A 15855-nucleotide genomic window follows, 5' to 3' on the forward strand; every position below is an offset into this window, starting at 1 on the left:
TCTATTACAGCGTCTAACAGCATACCCATGATTTTACCACAGGTTCAAGCCAATAAACGTATAGCGCTCCACTTATCTGCCTTATATTCAGTAACATACAATAACCGCTAAGATTTACACTCCAAAATTAGGCTTTGTAACGCATTGATACACAGAGAAATGTAACAAGGTGACGGACATTTCCATCATAAGTTGGCGACAAGTGGAACAACCTATTGTTTTTTTTCGTACCTTTGCACCGAAGTCCAAGAGAGAATCACTCATCGCACTGAACATTCCGTCCGCACACAGACGTGGGCAACTCCTCAGTAAGTCACCAGTGAATCCGCATTAAATCCCAGAATCAGGCGGGCGACGATGGGACAAAATGGGAGGAACATGGGAGCTGAAAAGGAGAAACCGACGATGTGGGAATGAAGCGAAAAACGAAGGATGAAAACGAAGGTTGAAATCCAACGTTTTCGTTAAGCCAGATGAGCAGAATAAAGCTCGCTTTAATTCTGCCATGGCGAGAAAAGGTGCCATGAAATGGAACTCCAAAATGATAATAAACGTGTAAAGAAACAGACTATGACAACAAGACAATGGAAACCCATCAGAGCGTTTGAAGAGATCCTCTTCGAAGAATACAACGGCATTGCCAAGATTACCATCAACAGACCACGGTACCGCAACGCCTTCACACCAAAGACTACCCTCGAACTGAGTCAGGCCTTCGCCATCTGTCGTGAACTGCAGCGCATCCGCGTCGTACTGCTCACTGGTGCCGGCGACAAAGCATTCTGTTCGGGAGGCGATATGCATGTGAAAGGCCGTGGAGGATATATTGATGAAGAAGGCGTGCCCAGACTGAGTGTCCTCGATGTGCAGATGCAGATACGCCGACTGCCCAAACCCGTTATTGCCATGGTCAACGGCTATGCTATCGGCGGCGGTCATGTGCTCCATCTGGTGTGCGACCTGACCATCGCATCGGAGAATGCCATCTTCGGACAGACCGGTCCTAAGGTCGGATCCTTTGACGCCGGCTTCGGTGCATCCTACCTCGCACGAATGGTGGGACAGAAGAAGGCCCGCGAGATATGGTTTCTCTGTCGCCAGTATTCAGCACAGGAGGCAGAACGCATGGGCATGGTCAACAAGGTCGTGCCATTCGACCAACTGGAAGACGAGTGTGTGGCATGGGCAGAAGAGATGATGGAACGTTCACCCATTGCTTTGCGCATGATCAAAGCCGGACTCAATGCCGAACTCGACGGACAAGCCGGTATTCAGCAGTTGGCAGGCGATGCTACCATGCTCTACTACTTCCTCGATGAAGCACAAGAGGGTGGCAAGGCATTCTTGGAGAAGCGCAAACCCGATTTTGACAAATACCCTCAAATCCCCTGATCAGCAATGTATAAGATAGATTTGGAAGAGCGGGTGCTCCATTTCCGACAGCCTGCCGGAACATCACGAGGCATCTATACCGACCGTCGGTCGTGGTTTGTGACCGTCACCGATGGCAATCGTCAGGGCGTGGGAGAATGTGCTCCGCTACCCCAACTCAGTTGTGACGACCGTTCAGACTACGCCCAACTGTTGCGCCGCTTCTGCGACCAGATAGAACAGACGGGATGTTTCGACCCAGAACTCCTGCGCGACTATCCCTCGATGCTCTTCGGACTGGAAACCGCCATGCTCCATCTGCAAGCGGGTGACATCATCTTCGATACCCCATTCAGCAGGGGAGAAGAGGGAATCACCATCAACGGACTGGTATGGATGGGCAATTTCGAAGAGATGACCCAACGGCTCGACCAGAAACTCGACCAGGGATTCCACTGCGTGAAACTCAAGATTGGTGCCATCCGCTTTGAGGATGAACTCGAACTCGTGAAGCGCATACGCAACAGATACAGCCATCGGGAGGTGGAGCTGCGTGTCGATGCCAACGGAGCATTTGACTTTGAAGATGCACTCTACCGCATGGAACTCTTAGCGCAATATGCAATCCACTCCATCGAACAGCCCATTCGTGCCGGGCAGTGGAGCTTCATGGCAGAACTCTGTCGCAACTCACCATTGCCCATCGCACTCGATGAAGAACTCATCGGTGTGAACGACAGAGACCAAAAACGACAGATGCTCAACATCATCCGTCCCGCTTATATCGTATTGAAACCCTCATTGCATGGCGGTATGATGGGAGTAAGAGAGTGGGTAGAGACAGCTCGCGATATGGGAATAGGCAGTTGGATAACCTCAGCATTGGAGAGTAATGTCGGTCTTGACGCCATTGCCCAACTCACAGCCGATATCTACGGTTCTGCCATCCGCATGCCCCAAGGACTGGGCACCGGCCAACTCTTTACGGATAATATACCCATGCCGCTGACCATCAAGGGTGACAAACTATGGCGATGCAGATAGAAGAGTTTTTGGAGGAATGGCACAACGACTGTGACACCCTGCTCGTACACACCAGTGGATCGACAGGGAAACCCAAACCCCTGTGGGTGGAGAAACGACGCATGGAAGCGTCGGCACGTATTACCTGCCGTTTCCTCGGACTGAAAGCAGGAGACACCGCATTGCTCTGTCTGCCACTCGACTATATAGCCGGCAAGATGATGGTGGTCAGGTCGCTGGTGAGTCAACTGCGGCTGACAACGGTAGAACCCAGCAGCCATCCTCTTGCCCTCTTGCCTCCATCACTACAGCAGATTGACTTTGCTGCCATGGTGCCCCTGCAGGTGTGGCAATCGCTGAAGAATGATGAACAACGGCAACGGATCATGGATATTCGGCAACTGATTATCGGCGGTGGATCCATCGATGATCAATTGGCTGCACAGCTCCGAGATTTCCCACATGCCGTATGGAGCACCTACGGAATGACCGAGACGTTGTCGCATATCGCCCTCCGCCGGCTCAACGGGCCGCAACGGTCGGAATGGTACAAACCCTTTGAAGGTGTCGGTCTGTCGGTTACCGCCGAAGGTTGTTTGACGATAGATGCTCCTGCCGTACATGAGGGAGTGCTCGTGACCAACGATATCGTGGAACTGCGTGCTGACGGATGTTTCCGTATTCTTGGCAGGCGCGATAATGTGATATGTTCGGGTGGCATCAAGATTCAGATGGAAGAGGTGGAGCGGTTGTTGCATGCTTATACCGATGTGCCGTTGATGATAACCCGTGCACCCCATCCGGTATTGGGGCAACAGGTGGTCATGCTGACGGAGAGTGATGACAGGGAAGGCCTTCGCAACATTTGTCGTAATCATCTGCCTCGCTATTGGCAACCACGAAGCATCTTCACCGTAGCACATCTGCCTCAGACTGCGACCGGCAAACCTGCACGTGCCGAAGCTGAACAAATGGCGGTTGCACACGGAATGCATGGATGACGCTCAATAATCACAGATCATCAATCAGCATAGAAAGGGACAGAAAACATAAGGGGGACGTGTCCTCATGGATTCGTCCCTCTTTTCGGTTGTTAGTATTATAAATAGGTAGTAGAACGAAATGATGCCAAAGCATCATGATGGGTATATCGGTTCAGCACTCACGATAGAAATCGAGTGCCTCTTTGATTTCGTCTTCAGTAGCTGTTTGGTCGATGCGGATGTCGCCCACATGGCCCAAAAGCGTGAAGTTGATGGTGTTGCCCACATTCTTCTTGTCGTGGTGCATCAATTCTATCAGTCGAGGATAGTCGTCGCAGGTGATTGCCATCCGTCCGTAGTTCTCCTTGATGAATGCCACGGTCTGACGCATGATGTCGGTGGGAAATCCAGTCTTGACACAACAGAGATACAACTCCACAATCAGTCCGTATGCTACCGCATAGCCGTGAAGAATAGGCTGGCGCTCCAATGCCAACGATTCGAAAGCATGTCCTGCCGTATGTCCGAGGTTGAGTGCTTTGCGGATGCCGTGCTCTGTGGGATCTTCCGTCACGATGTGTTGCTTCACACTCACATTATCAGCCACCATTTCACTGGTGATGTGCGAGGTGACAGGGGAGAAACAAACCAACTGACTCCAGCGTTCTTTGGTGGAAATCAGTCCGTGTTTCAACATCTCCGCATAGCCAGAGAGAATATTCTCCCGATCCATGGTGTGCAGAAATTCAGTATCGAGGATGACACAACAGGCATTGTTGAATACACCGATTTCATTTTTCAATCCTCCGAAATTGATGCCCGTCTTGCCGCCAACACTGGCATCGACCATAGAGAGCAGGGTAGTGGGGATGTTGATATAAGCAATGCCGCGCTTGAATGTGGAAGCAGCAAACCCACCTAAATCGGTGACCATGCCACCACCCAGATTGACCATCAGCGAATGGCGTGTGGCACCAAGGCGTTGCATTTCGCTCCAAACAAAGGATAGGGTATCGAGCGTCTTGTGAGTGTCGGTACAGCCGATGGTGATCAACTGTGCATCGTGCATCGACGGACATTGGCAGACCAGAGGCCAACATGCTTTGAGCGTTGTTTCATCAACAAGCACCAAAAGACGGTCGTGGCTACATGCCGCTACAGCTTCGTCGAGTGCTTTCCGAATGTTTTGTGATATGATAACCTTCTGTTGTTTCATTTCTGTCTGCAAAATTAGTATAAAATTTGCAATTTCGTCTATAAAAGTTATAGATAATTGACGAAATGGGCATTTTTCCTGTTTTTTGGGTTAAACTCTTTGGCGATTTAAGCGTCAAAAACCCCAGATTGAACTTAAAACGTTACCTATAGAAAATGAAAAAGAGATTCCTAATGACCCTGATGACGTTGACCATTGCCATAATAGCCATGGCGCAGCGCTCCATTACGGGTAAAGTGATTGAAAACGACTCGCAGGATCCAGTGGCACAGACCACCGTACGCCTGTTGAAGACAGACAGTACGATGGTGAAAGGTGTGTTGACTGATTTGAATGGACAGTTCTCGCTGAAAGCACCAGCCACAGGCCGATATATTATTCAGGTGACCTGTGTGGGATTTAAAACCTATACCAAGCGCATCAATGTGACAGCCGACAAGAATGTGGCTTTGGGCACTATTGCCCTTTCGCCCGATGCTATTATGCTGAAAGGAGCCACCGTTACCGGACATGCAGCCAAGGTGACTGTCAAGGCCGACACCTTTGTATATAATGCCTCAGCATACCGCACTCCAGAAGGATCGGTAGTGGAAGAACTCGTGCGTCGCCTCCCTGGTGCACAGGTTGACGACTCAGGTAAGATCACCATCAACGGCAAGGAGGTGAAAAAAATACTGATCGACGGTAAGGAGTTTATGACAGGTGACACCAAGACAGCCATGAAGAATCTGCCCACCTCTATTGTAGAACGTGTGCGGGCATACGATCAGAAGAGTGACCAGGCGCGTGTGACAGGTATTGATGATGGCGAAGAGGAAACCGTGCTCGACTTCGGTGTGAAGAAGGGCATGAACCACGGACAGATGCTCAACGTAAATCTCGGGGCTGGTACGAAAGACCGTTACAGCAACCGTGCCTTTGGCGGTACGCAGAGCAAAGACCTTAAGGCCTTCGGTATGATGAGTGCTAACAATGTAAACGATATGGGATTCCCCGGCGGTGGCGGTGGACGCTTCGGCGGTGGACGACAGGGACTGACAGCTACCAAGATGGTGGGCTTCAACCTCAACTATGAGATTCCCGATAAGCTGATTCTCGACGGTAGTGTGCGCTGGAACCACAGCGACGGTGATGCCTATGTGTTGAAATCAACCGAAAACTTCCTAAGCGGAACAGCCTCTACCTTTGGCAACAGCCGTAACCAGAACTATACACGATCCAACAACTGGGATGTACGCATGCGTTTGGAATGGACTCCCGACAGCATGACCAATATCATGTTTCGTCCGCACTTCACCTATGGTTCCAACGACGGACTCAGCAAAGGTTATTCGCTGACCTTTGATGACGACCCCTATACCTATGGCAACGACCCCCTCAACAATGATGAACTGGTGGAAGCCATGCGCAACGACGGACTCGTCAAAAACCGTAACAACGACAACTCGCTCAGTTATAGCGACTCGAAAAATGCTGGTGCAAAATTGCAGATGAACCGCAAGTTGAATGCCAACGGCCGCAACGTGACCTTGACCCTGGGCGCTAACTATGGTGACGGCATGAGCAAATCGTTTACCAACAGTATGGTGGAGTATTTCCAACTGCTTAATAGTGCGGGTAGCGACTCAACCTATCAAGCCAACAGATACGCCGTGACTCCCACTACCAACTGGAACTACAGTATCAAGGCCCTCTACAGCGAACCTATCCTGCCCAAAACTTATTTGCAGTTCAGTTACCAGTATCAGTATAAATACTCGAAGAGCGACCGTGGTACTTACGACCTCAGCAATATCAACGCCAACTTCTTTGATGTCGATGCAGACTACCGCCAGTGGGACAGTTACCTCTCGTTCCTGGGCAATGCCTCGCTCGACAACTATCGCGACAATAAGCTCAGCCGTTATTCGGAATATAAAAACTACATCCACACAGCCGATGTCATGTTGCGCGTGATAAAAAAAGACTATAATTTCAATGTGGGTGTGCAGGTAGTGCCACAGAAGTCACACTTCGTGCAGGACTATCAGAGCGTACATACTGATACCACCCGTACGGTGACCAATGTCACCCCGACAGCCGATTTCCGTTGGAAGATTTCGAAGTTGAGTCAGTTGCGCTTCACCTACCGCGGAAGTACCAGTCAGCCTTCAATGACCGATCTGCTCGATATTACCGATGACAGCAATCCACTCAACGTCAAGAAGGGTAACCCAGGACTGAAACCATCGTTCACCCAAAATTTCCGTCTTTTCTACAACAACTATATCCAGAATCATCAGCGTAGCATTATGGCGCATCTGATGTTTTCAACTACCGACAACTCCATCTCCAATATGGTGACCTACGATAAGACAACCGGTGGACGAACCACACGGCCTGAGAATATCAACGGCAACTGGAATGCCTTCGGTATGTTTATGTTCAATACCGCAATCGATACTGCTGCCTATTTCAATGTGAACACCTTCACGACGGTGAACTACAGCAACAGTGTAGGATATGTCAGTGTGGATAAGGCAGACTCACAGAAGTCAACCACTCGCACTACGAATCTCAGCGAACGCATTGCTGCCAGCTACCGCAACGATTGGTTGGAATTTGAACTCAACGGTTCACTCAGTTATATGCACGCTCGCAGTAAACTGCAGGCCAACAACAACCTCGACACATGGACCTTCTCCTATGGTGCCAGTTTGATGCTGACCGCACCGTGGGGTACGCAACTGTCGTCAGGACTCAATATGAACAGTCGTCGTGGTTTCAGCGACTCGTCGATGAATACCAACGAACTGATATGGAATGCACAACTCTCGCAGTCGTTCCTCCGTGGCAACGCACTCACCGTGTCACTCCAGCTCTACGACATCCTTCATCAGCAATCCACCTTCAGCCGCACGGTCAACGCCATGCAGCGTGCTGATACGGAATACAACGCCATTACCAACTATGCCATGCTGACCGCATCATACAGGCTGAATATCTTCGGAGGCAAGTCGAGCATGCGCGGTCCACATGATAACCGTCGAGGCATGCGCGGTCCTGGCTTTGGTGGAGGCTTCGGCGGTCCTCGCAGATTCTAACATCAACTGTTTTCAACAATACATGAAAAGGTGCAGGCCATTATTATTGGTCTGCACCTTTCTTAGTACGCTCGGCATGAGCATTGTCTAACGGGTGTAAGTCCCGAGTGAGCCCTAATAGCGGGAATCACATAGCCCAAGGCAAGGGTGTCCATCGCGAGGTGGAATCTGAAGGAAGCCGGCGGCAAACATCTGGTCTAACGAACAGAAACTTCATACAAGGCATTTGACCGTGGGTAAGGTTGCTAAACGAACCAAAACCCGATAGCTATTCGGAACGGTCGGTGTAAATGAAGTAGGCATAAGATGGAAAGACAACGCCCTTATCTGAGGAGGTCTCACGGACGTGGTGATTAGTTTCTCTTACAAAAGCCACGGAGTAAAGCTTGCCGTGAGAAGTCAGCAGAAGCCATAGTAGTGGAGTAATCGGTAACGCTCCATGAAGGGCTGAACCTAACAATTAAACGATTAGTAATTGAAAGTTACCTTATGAAAGATAGAATGCAGAAAACATCAGCCCTTGCTAATGACTGCCCCCAAAGAAATAGGACGGAATCCGAAATGTATGGGGGAGTGCAGACTTTCATTTGGATGACCGAAGACAACATCGTGGAAGTTCCATTTGACAAGGAGCACCTATTGGAAGTAATCCTTAGCCCCGACAACTTCAATAAAGCCTACTTGGCAGTAGTGAGGAACAAGGGATGTGGCGGTATCGACAAGATGCCATGCGAGCAGTTGCTCCCATGGCTCAAGGCTAATAAGGATGAACTGATAGGCTCCTTGCTTGACGGTACATACCGTCCGAATCCCGTCCGTAGGGTAGAGATACCCAAGGACAACGGCAAGATGCGCCTGTTGGGCATACCCACCGTGGTTGACCGCATGGTGCAACAAGCCATCAACCAAGTACTGACAATAATCTATGAGCCCCAATTCTCCAAACGAAGCTTCGGCTTCCGCCCGAGGAGAGGCTGCCATGACGCATTGCGAGAAGTGCAGAAGATAGTCGATGAAGGCTACAAGTACGTAGTTGACCTCGACCTTGAACGCTTCTTCGACACAGTGAGCCACAGCAAACTCATAGAGATACTCAGCCGCACCATCAAGGACGGCAGAGTAGTCAGCCTTATACACAAATATCTACGGAGCGGAGTCATAGACAAAGGACTGTGGCATGCAAGCGAGGAAGGCACTCCCCAAGGAGGACCGCTGAGCCCACTTCTCAGCAACATCATGCTGAACGAGTTGGACAAGGAACTCGCACGCAGAGGACACCCCTTTGTGCGCTATGCCGACGATTCAATGATATTCTGCAAGACCAAGCGTGCCGCCGAACGTGTACGAGAGTCAATAACCAAATTCATAGAAGGGAAGCTATTCCTAAAGGTGAACAAGGAAAAGACCGTAGTCTCATACATACGAGGTGTGAAATATCTTGGCTACTCCTTTTATGTAAACAAGGGTAGATGCCAACTCACCGTACACCCGAAATCAAAGGCAAAGATGAAGTCAAGGCTAAAAGAACTGACAAGTCGGAGCAACGGATGGGGATACGAAAAGAGAAAGCAGAAGCTAAAAGAGTACATACAAGGGTGGGTAGGATACTATCACCTTGCCAATATGAAACGTCTTTGTCAAGAGACCGATGAATGGTTAAGACGTAGAATACGCATGTGTATATGGAAGGCTTGGAAGAAAACAAAGACAAAGGTGGCAAACCTCATCAAGTGTGGAATCCGCCCTGATAAGGCATGGGCTATAGGCAATGCCCGCCAAAGCCACTGGCGCATGGCAAAGAACTACTATGTTAACACGGCAATATCCACACTGAATCTAAAGAAGGCGGGCTACTCGTGTCTTACGGATTCGTATCTCGAATGGAACCCAAAATAGGAACCGCCGTATGCCGAACGGCACGTACGGTGGTGTGAGAGGTCGGAAAACGAAAGTAGGAAGAAAACTACTTCGTTTTCCTCCTACTCGATTGGGGGATATTGACGACAGGATTATTCTGCTTTGCGGTCGTCGATATTGTCGCCCTCTGTGGGAGCCATCTCCTCTTCAAAGTCGGTAACACCAGCTTTTACAAGGATGTTGTACCACTGAATGAGCTTTTTGATGTCGCTGTTGTGAACGCGGTCGCGATCCCATTCAGGCAACACCTTGGTGAAATACTCATGGAGTTCGGCAGGACTTGCCTTCTTGTAGTTGAGGCTTGACTCCTTGCCACCTTCCAAATCACGCAGTGAGGCGAGGATGGTCATCAAGGGCACATCGTCTGTTTCGGTAAACATGGCGATGTCGGCCAGTGATGTGATACGGTCGTTGCCGAAAGCAGGCATGCGCTTATGTGTCGCATCGAGTGCCTCAACGATGAGGCTGTTGTTGCCGCGTGACACGAGTTTGTAAAGTCCCGGTTTGCCCGAGATGGCTAAAATAGTCTGTTTCATGATTTGTATGCTAATTGTTTGATAATTGTTTCTATTTGTGGTTCGAGGGGCTGTATGCCGTCGTTGACAATCTCGAAGTCAGACAGCTGCCGCACTTTTTCCTGAGACCATTGGCGTTGCATCCACTGCATCACCTTCTCCCTGCTGATGTGGTCGCGTGACATGACTCGGTTGATGCGCACCTCATCGGGAGCACTCACCATGACAACCTTATCGACCAAGCGGTTGATGCCTGATTCGAAGAGGATGGCACTCTCCATCCACTGGATGCCGCTCTCCTCGAAATCGCGGAATACGGCAGGATGGACGATGTCGTTGATGGCTTGCGCATGGGTATCGCTCTGCAAGAGGAAACGCGTCACGGCAGCCTTGTTGAGCGTGTGTTCGTCTTTGTCGGCCCGACAGAGAAAAGCATCGGGGCCGATGAGTTGGCAGAGTCCTTTATATATAATAGGTGAGGTGCGAATGAGGCGTTTGGCAGCCTCGTCGCAGTCGTAAACCTCGATGTCACGCTGTTTGAGCAGGCGACACACGTAACTCTTACCTGTTCCGATTCCTCCTGTGATACCTATCTTCATTCTTCTTCGATGAGATAATCCACCTGTTTCATTTCGAGAGTGGCGCGACTGATGCCATGAGGCACATTGCGCAGGTAGATGTTACACTTGTCAGACGGATGCTGCATGATTTCCTGGTAGTCTGCCACAACGGTGAAGTCCTCTGGGCGCAACGACCTGAACTGGTTGACACCCGTGATGAAGTTCACCTTGACCTTTTGCGGGAAGGTGCGCAACACTTTACCCTTCGGCATGTTGATGGCTTGAATGGTTACACCATCGATACTCTCTTCGGTGAGAACATCGGTAAAGAATCCGATGCGCACATATTCAGGTACAACCTTCACATCTTTAATATGTGCCAACCGGCAGTCAACCATCAAAGTGTCGCGGAATCCTGCATAGTTGAGCGGCTCGGTGAACATGGCACGAATGCTGTCGAGTTTCTCGCTTGAGGCATAAACGTCAACACTGTCGGGCCAATATTGCACATGTGAGATGAAATAAAGCTGTTCGGGGATGACACGGCCAGCCCATCTTACCGGTACACGCTTGCGCTCACCGTTGTTATAACTGAAATCCACCCTGTCGGGCTTCATGCTGATAATAGAGGTGGACGATTCCAGTTGTAGTTCGATGAGGCGTTTGAGTTCACTGCTGCTAACCGCTCCTTTTCCTTGCCCTCGGTCATAGGTCTTGAAGGGAATATTGACCATTGTGGTGTGGTTGTAAAGATAGCCCATGATGACCCAACCCTTGTCGCGTAAGGTGACGCGGATGGTATCTGTCTCAGACGAGGTGAGTACGGCATTGCGAGGGACTCCCTTGATGCGTATGAGAACCTTCACTTCCTGTTCGTAGGTCTCATTGAGAGTGAGAATAAGCCAGAAAGCTCCCGATAGAAAAAGAAAAAACAGAAACACCAGAAGTTGCTTGCTCATGGTGCTGAACAAGAAACGTCTGGTGATCCGTGTCAGGTGTTGTGGATTCAAAATGCTGACTTAATAGTCGCGGCATGAATGCCGGATGTTATTTTTGAGCGGTCTGCATGGTAGCAGCCACATTGTCATATACAAAGTTTTTATCAACTTTGATAACTACACCATGGGCAATCTCCACTTCGATGATGCCTGTTGCCAGGTCAACGCGCTTCACTTTGCCATAGATGCCACCGCCGGTTACAACTTCTTGACCTTCGGCCAGAGAGTTCTGAAACTGCTGAATCTTCTTGCGTTGCTTCTGCTGAGGGCGAATCATGAAGAAATACATGATGGCAAAGATAGCCACCATCATAATGATAAAACTCATGCTGCCACCCTGGGCACCACCGGCTTGTGCGGCGAGGATAATCTGTGTCATAGTCGTTAATATTGTTTTTATTGTGTAATCTTATCGTTTCTGTCGTCAATGCGCTTGAGCAAACGTCCTGTTTCAATGAGATGATGGGCAATGTTGTCGAGCATACCATTGATGTAACTGCCACTGCGTGGGGTAGAGTAGGCCTTGGCAATCTCTACAAACTCGTTGATGGTAACGTTGATGGGAATGCTGGGGAAGGATAGCATCTCTGCAATGGCCACCTGCATGATGATGATGTCCATATAGGCCAGACGGGAGAAGTCCCAGTTGATGGAAGCTTCGCTCATGAGATGCTGATATTCATCGGCATTGAGGATGGCATAGCGGAACAGCTTGCGTGCATAGTCCTTGTCTTCCTCGCTGTCGTATTCTGGCAGCAACTCCTGACTGGCTTTCTTCTTTTCGTCGAAACGCTTGATGGTCTTCAGTACGAAGGTGTCAACGATGTCCTTGTCGTCGTTCCAGTAAAGACTCTCTTCTTCAAGCAGGGCGTCAAGGTCGTCATTATTCTGAATGAACGTACGATAAATCTTACGCCATACCTCGCGGTCAGCAGCGTAATCGTCTTGCTCGTCAGCCATATAATCGTGGTAAATCTGACTTTCCGTAATCTGAAGATACAACTTTTTAAGAAATTCGGGATTGTCGTTCCACGATTTCTTCTGTGTTTCCATCAGCTCGTTGAGCATCTTGTTCTCTTCAAGCTGCAGTGCAAAACGGTTGTAAGCGAACTTCTGTGATGGCATTTCTGTGCCTTCGCGCTGTGCCCTCGCCTGGGCAACCTCCAAATGTCTGCGCGACTCTTTTGTAATGCCAACAATGAGCGCCAGCAGATAGGCATACATATCGTAGGCCTTGGAGAGGCTGAAAAGAAGTTCCTTCTCTGCCGATTCAATATTCTTGCTGCCGTTTTGATAATAGGCATAGGTTAACTGAACGGTCTTGATTCTTATTAATTCCCGATTAATCATAAATCTGTTGAAAATAATTATTTTGATACTCTTATCAAGTGCAAAAATACAAAGAAATCCATTCTCGTGCAAGAAAAGCGATGAAATAATGTAAAAAAGTAGTGGATGTTATGGGCATTTCACAAATTTTTCGTACCTTTGCACCGCTTTTTCGCTTCGTGTGATGGTGAATTAAGCAAAAACAACTTAATTTAGAGTAACACATTTATTATTATGAAAGAAATCAACGTAAACGGTCAGAAGCGCACCGATTTGGGCAAAAAAGCCTCTAAACAGCTTCGCAAAGAAGGACTCGTACCCTGTAATTTGTATGGTGAGAAGAAAGATGAGAACGGACTTCCCGTAGCATTCTCATTTGTAGCTTCTATGGCAGAACTCCGCAAGGTAGTTTATACTCCTCATGTATATGTAGTAGTGCTGAACATCGACGGTGAAGAGCACAAGGCTATCATCAAGGAGCTTCAGTTCCACCCAACAACCGATGCTCTGCTTCACGCAGACTTCTACGAGGTGAACGACACCAAGAACATCACTGTAGGTATTCCCGTTAAGCTCAACGGTCTGGCCCAGGGTGTGCGCGATGGTGGTAAGCTTCAGCTCCAGATCCGCAAGATCAACGTTACCGCTCCTTATCAGCAGATTCCTGAAATTCTGAACATCGATGTTACAAACCTCGAGCTCGGTAAGAGCATCAAGGTGGCTGCCCTCAGCTTCGAAGGTCTTGAGATCGCCACTCCAAAAGAGGTTATCGTTTGCTCTGTTAAGGCTACCCGTGCTTCTCGCTCGGCTGCTGCCACTGCGGAATAATCTGACTGCATAGAGCATGGACAAATACTTGATTGTCGGTTTGGGCAATGTCGGTAGTGAATACGATATGACCCGCCACAATACTGGATTTATGGTATTGGACGCTTTTGCTAAAGCGTCCAATATTGTTTTTGAGGACAAGCGTTATGGGTATGTGGCAGAGGTTTCTATCAAAGGCCGTAAGGTATTTCTGCTGAAACCTACCACTTATATGAATCTTAGCGGTAATGCCGTGCGCTATTGGCTCAACAAAGAGAATATCGACCAGAGCCGTTTGCTCGTCATCAGCGATGATGTTGCTCTGCCACTTGGACATTTCCGACTGAAAGCCAATGGTTCTAATGGCGGACATAACGGATTGGGACATATCCAGCAACTCATCGGACAGCAGTATGCCCGTTTGCGCATGGGAATCGGCAACGATTATCCGCAAGGCATGCAGGTGGATTATGTGTTAGGACGCTATAGTGACGACGATATGAAGACGCTTCAGCCGGCTCTTGACCTTGGTGTGGAGATTATCCGCAGCTTTGTGTTGGCGGGTATTGACATCACCATGAACCAGTATAACAAGCTGGGGAAAGGAGTGAAGCAGAATGGCTGAACTGGCACGTATAGACAAATGGCTGTGGGCTGCACGAATCTTCAAGACACGCAGCATTGCCGCTGACGCCATCAAGAATGGTCGTGTCACTATCGGTGGTGTCAACGTGAAGCCTTCACGTATGGTGAAGGTTGGTGAGACGGTAAGTGTGCGTAAGCCTCCCGTCACCTATTCTTTCAAGGTTCTCAAAACCATTGAGCAGCGTGTCGGTGCCAAACTCTTGCCTGAGATTTATGAGAATGTGACAACTCCCGATCAGTATGAACTGCTGGAGATGAACCGCATCAGCGGTTTTGTGGATCGTGCCCGTGGCACAGGTCGTCCTACGAAGAAGGAACGTCGTGCGCTCGATGATTTTATCGGACCGTCGCTTGAGGGCTTCGATGATTTTGATTGGGATGACGAAGAATAGTCTTTTAGAGATCAAGAAATAGTTTTTATGATACTCGACATCATTATCGTGATTATCGGCATTTCTGTTGTATTGGCAGGAGCAGACCGACTGACAGAAGGTGCTTCGGCATTAGCCCGTCGACTGCATGTTTCAGAAATTGTCATTGGTCTGACCATTGTGGCTGCTGGTACGTCGGCACCCGAACTCTTTGTCAGTCTGGTATCGGCATTGAAGGGCACCCCCGATTTGGCGGTGGGTAATGTGGTCGGTTCGAATATTATGAATGCGATGCTTATTGTGGGCTGTGCCGCCATGGTAGCCCCGATGGTCATCAGCCGTTCTACGGTACATAAAGACATCCCGTTTGCCGTAATTGCATCGGTACTATTGGTGTTGGCATGTATTGACGGGCAACTGTCGTGGACCATCACCGGACATACTATCGGTCGCTTGGATGGTGTGATGTTGCTGGTGGGCTATGTCCTATTCATGTATTATACGTTGAAGCATGCCAAAGCCGATGATTCGGAAACAGCACAGGTGAAGGCGCAATCGGTATGGTTGAGCATCATCTATGTGGTGGTCGGTTTGGCAGCCTTGGTATTCGGTAGTGATTGGTTTGTCGGTGCCGCATCTCGTATTGCCACTTCGTTGGGAGTAGGTGAGAGTGTCATCGGACTGACGATTGTGGCTGGCGGTACTTCGTTGCCCGAACTGGCAACGAGTGTAGTGGCAGCCCGTAAAGGCCGTTCTGCCATGGCGATCGGAAATGTTATTGGCAGTAATGTGTTCAATGTACTGATGATACTTGGTGTGACAGCTCTTATCTGTCCGATGCAGATTAACGGTATCACGATGATAGATCTGCTGATGACCTTGGTATCGGTCGCTCTGGTATGGTTTTTTGCGCGTACCCGATATACGGTGGCACGCTGGGAAGGTGGTGTGCTTACCGCAGGCTTCCTAGGTTATATGGCTTGGTTGTTGAGTCAGGCATAGCCAGCATTGCGATATAAAGAAATATGGGCTTTGCA

15 protein-coding genes are annotated in these 15855 nt (G+C 49.2%); 9 read left to right on the forward strand and 6 right to left on the reverse strand.

Annotation, left to right across the window (positions count from 1 at the left end):
- The first annotated feature begins 570 nt into the window (after positions 1-570).
- Genes menB through CIK90_RS04845 form a run of 3 tightly spaced genes read left to right on the forward strand, consistent with a single transcriptional unit; the run spans position 571 to position 3395 of the window.
- Positions 571-1392: a 1,4-dihydroxy-2-naphthoyl-CoA synthase gene (menB, locus tag CIK90_RS04835; RefSeq protein WP_094390898.1), complete on the forward strand. Its 822-nt coding sequence runs from the start codon at positions 571-573 to the stop codon at positions 1390-1392.
- Between the two features lie 6 nt (positions 1393-1398).
- Positions 1399-2415, forward strand: a complete 1017-nt coding sequence (menC, locus tag CIK90_RS04840) for an o-succinylbenzoate synthase (RefSeq protein WP_094464486.1) — start codon at positions 1399-1401, stop codon at positions 2413-2415.
- A complete protein-coding gene (locus CIK90_RS04845; RefSeq protein WP_094464496.1) occupies positions 2406-3395 on the forward strand; it encodes an AMP-binding protein in 990 nt (329 codons plus the stop codon). The genes menC and CIK90_RS04845 overlap by 10 nt, the downstream gene beginning before the upstream one ends.
- A gap of 154 nt (positions 3396-3549) precedes the next feature.
- Here CIK90_RS04845 and CIK90_RS04850 read toward each other — a convergent pair whose 3' ends face one another.
- The gene (locus CIK90_RS04850) at positions 3550-4593 is read right to left on the reverse strand and encodes a 3-dehydroquinate synthase family protein (protein WP_094464487.1); all 1044 of its coding nucleotides are present in this window, start codon (positions 4591-4593) and stop codon (positions 3550-3552) included.
- 155 nt (positions 4594-4748) lie between these two features.
- Between CIK90_RS04850 and CIK90_RS04855 the strand changes: the two genes are divergently transcribed.
- Entirely contained in the window at positions 4749-7676 is a 2928-nt protein-coding gene (locus CIK90_RS04855; RefSeq protein WP_094464488.1) for a TonB-dependent receptor, read from the forward strand.
- A 489-nt stretch (positions 7677-8165) separates the two neighbouring features.
- On the forward strand, positions 8166-9572 hold the full coding sequence (gene ltrA, locus CIK90_RS04860) for a group II intron reverse transcriptase/maturase (protein ID WP_094464489.1): 1407 nt from the start codon (positions 8166-8168) through the stop codon (positions 9570-9572).
- Positions 9573-9685: 113 nt separating this feature from the next.
- Here the strand turns inward: ltrA and CIK90_RS04865 are convergent, their stop codons facing one another.
- The 5 genes from CIK90_RS04865 to nusB form a co-directional block, all read right to left on the reverse strand.
- The gene (locus CIK90_RS04865; protein WP_094390879.1) at positions 9686-10129 is read right to left on the reverse strand and encodes a DUF5606 domain-containing protein; all 444 of its coding nucleotides are present in this window, start codon (positions 10127-10129) and stop codon (positions 9686-9688) included.
- On the reverse strand, positions 10126-10707 hold the full coding sequence (gene coaE, locus CIK90_RS04870) for a dephospho-CoA kinase (RefSeq protein WP_094464490.1): 582 nt from the start codon (positions 10705-10707) through the stop codon (positions 10126-10128). The genes CIK90_RS04865 and coaE overlap by 4 nt, the downstream gene beginning before the upstream one ends.
- Positions 10704-11627 (reverse strand): hypothetical protein, encoded by a 924-nt coding sequence (locus tag CIK90_RS04875; RefSeq protein WP_094434110.1) that lies wholly within the window; start codon positions 11625-11627, stop codon positions 10704-10706. The genes coaE and CIK90_RS04875 overlap by 4 nt, the downstream gene beginning before the upstream one ends.
- 88 nt (positions 11628-11715) lie before the next feature.
- Positions 11716-12045 (reverse strand): preprotein translocase subunit YajC, encoded by a 330-nt coding sequence (gene yajC, locus CIK90_RS04880; protein ID WP_094390881.1) that lies wholly within the window; start codon positions 12043-12045, stop codon positions 11716-11718.
- A gap of 17 nt (positions 12046-12062) precedes the next feature.
- Positions 12063-13016, reverse strand: a complete 954-nt coding sequence (gene nusB, locus CIK90_RS04885; protein ID WP_094390882.1) for a transcription antitermination factor NusB — start codon at positions 13014-13016, stop codon at positions 12063-12065.
- A gap of 213 nt (positions 13017-13229) precedes the next feature.
- Between nusB and CIK90_RS04890 the strand changes: the two genes are divergently transcribed.
- From CIK90_RS04890 to CIK90_RS04905, 4 genes are read left to right on the forward strand one after another with little or no spacing between them, the layout of a single operon-like run.
- On the forward strand, positions 13230-13823 hold the full coding sequence (locus tag CIK90_RS04890) for a 50S ribosomal protein L25/general stress protein Ctc (protein WP_094390883.1): 594 nt from the start codon (positions 13230-13232) through the stop codon (positions 13821-13823).
- A gap of 16 nt (positions 13824-13839) precedes the next feature.
- Entirely contained in the window at positions 13840-14427 is a 588-nt protein-coding gene (pth, locus tag CIK90_RS04895; protein ID WP_094390884.1) for an aminoacyl-tRNA hydrolase, read from the forward strand.
- Positions 14420-14839, forward strand: a complete 420-nt coding sequence (locus CIK90_RS04900; RefSeq protein WP_058322667.1) for an RNA-binding S4 domain-containing protein — start codon at positions 14420-14422, stop codon at positions 14837-14839. The genes pth and CIK90_RS04900 overlap by 8 nt, the downstream gene beginning before the upstream one ends.
- 27 nt (positions 14840-14866) lie before the next feature.
- On the forward strand, positions 14867-15820 hold the full coding sequence (locus CIK90_RS04905; RefSeq protein WP_094390885.1) for a calcium/sodium antiporter: 954 nt from the start codon (positions 14867-14869) through the stop codon (positions 15818-15820).
- Positions 15821-15855: the final 35 nt, after the last annotated feature.

It is taken from the genome of Prevotella sp. P5-126 (assembly GCF_002251185.1).
Lineage (GTDB): Bacteria > Bacteroidota > Bacteroidia > Bacteroidales > Bacteroidaceae > Prevotella.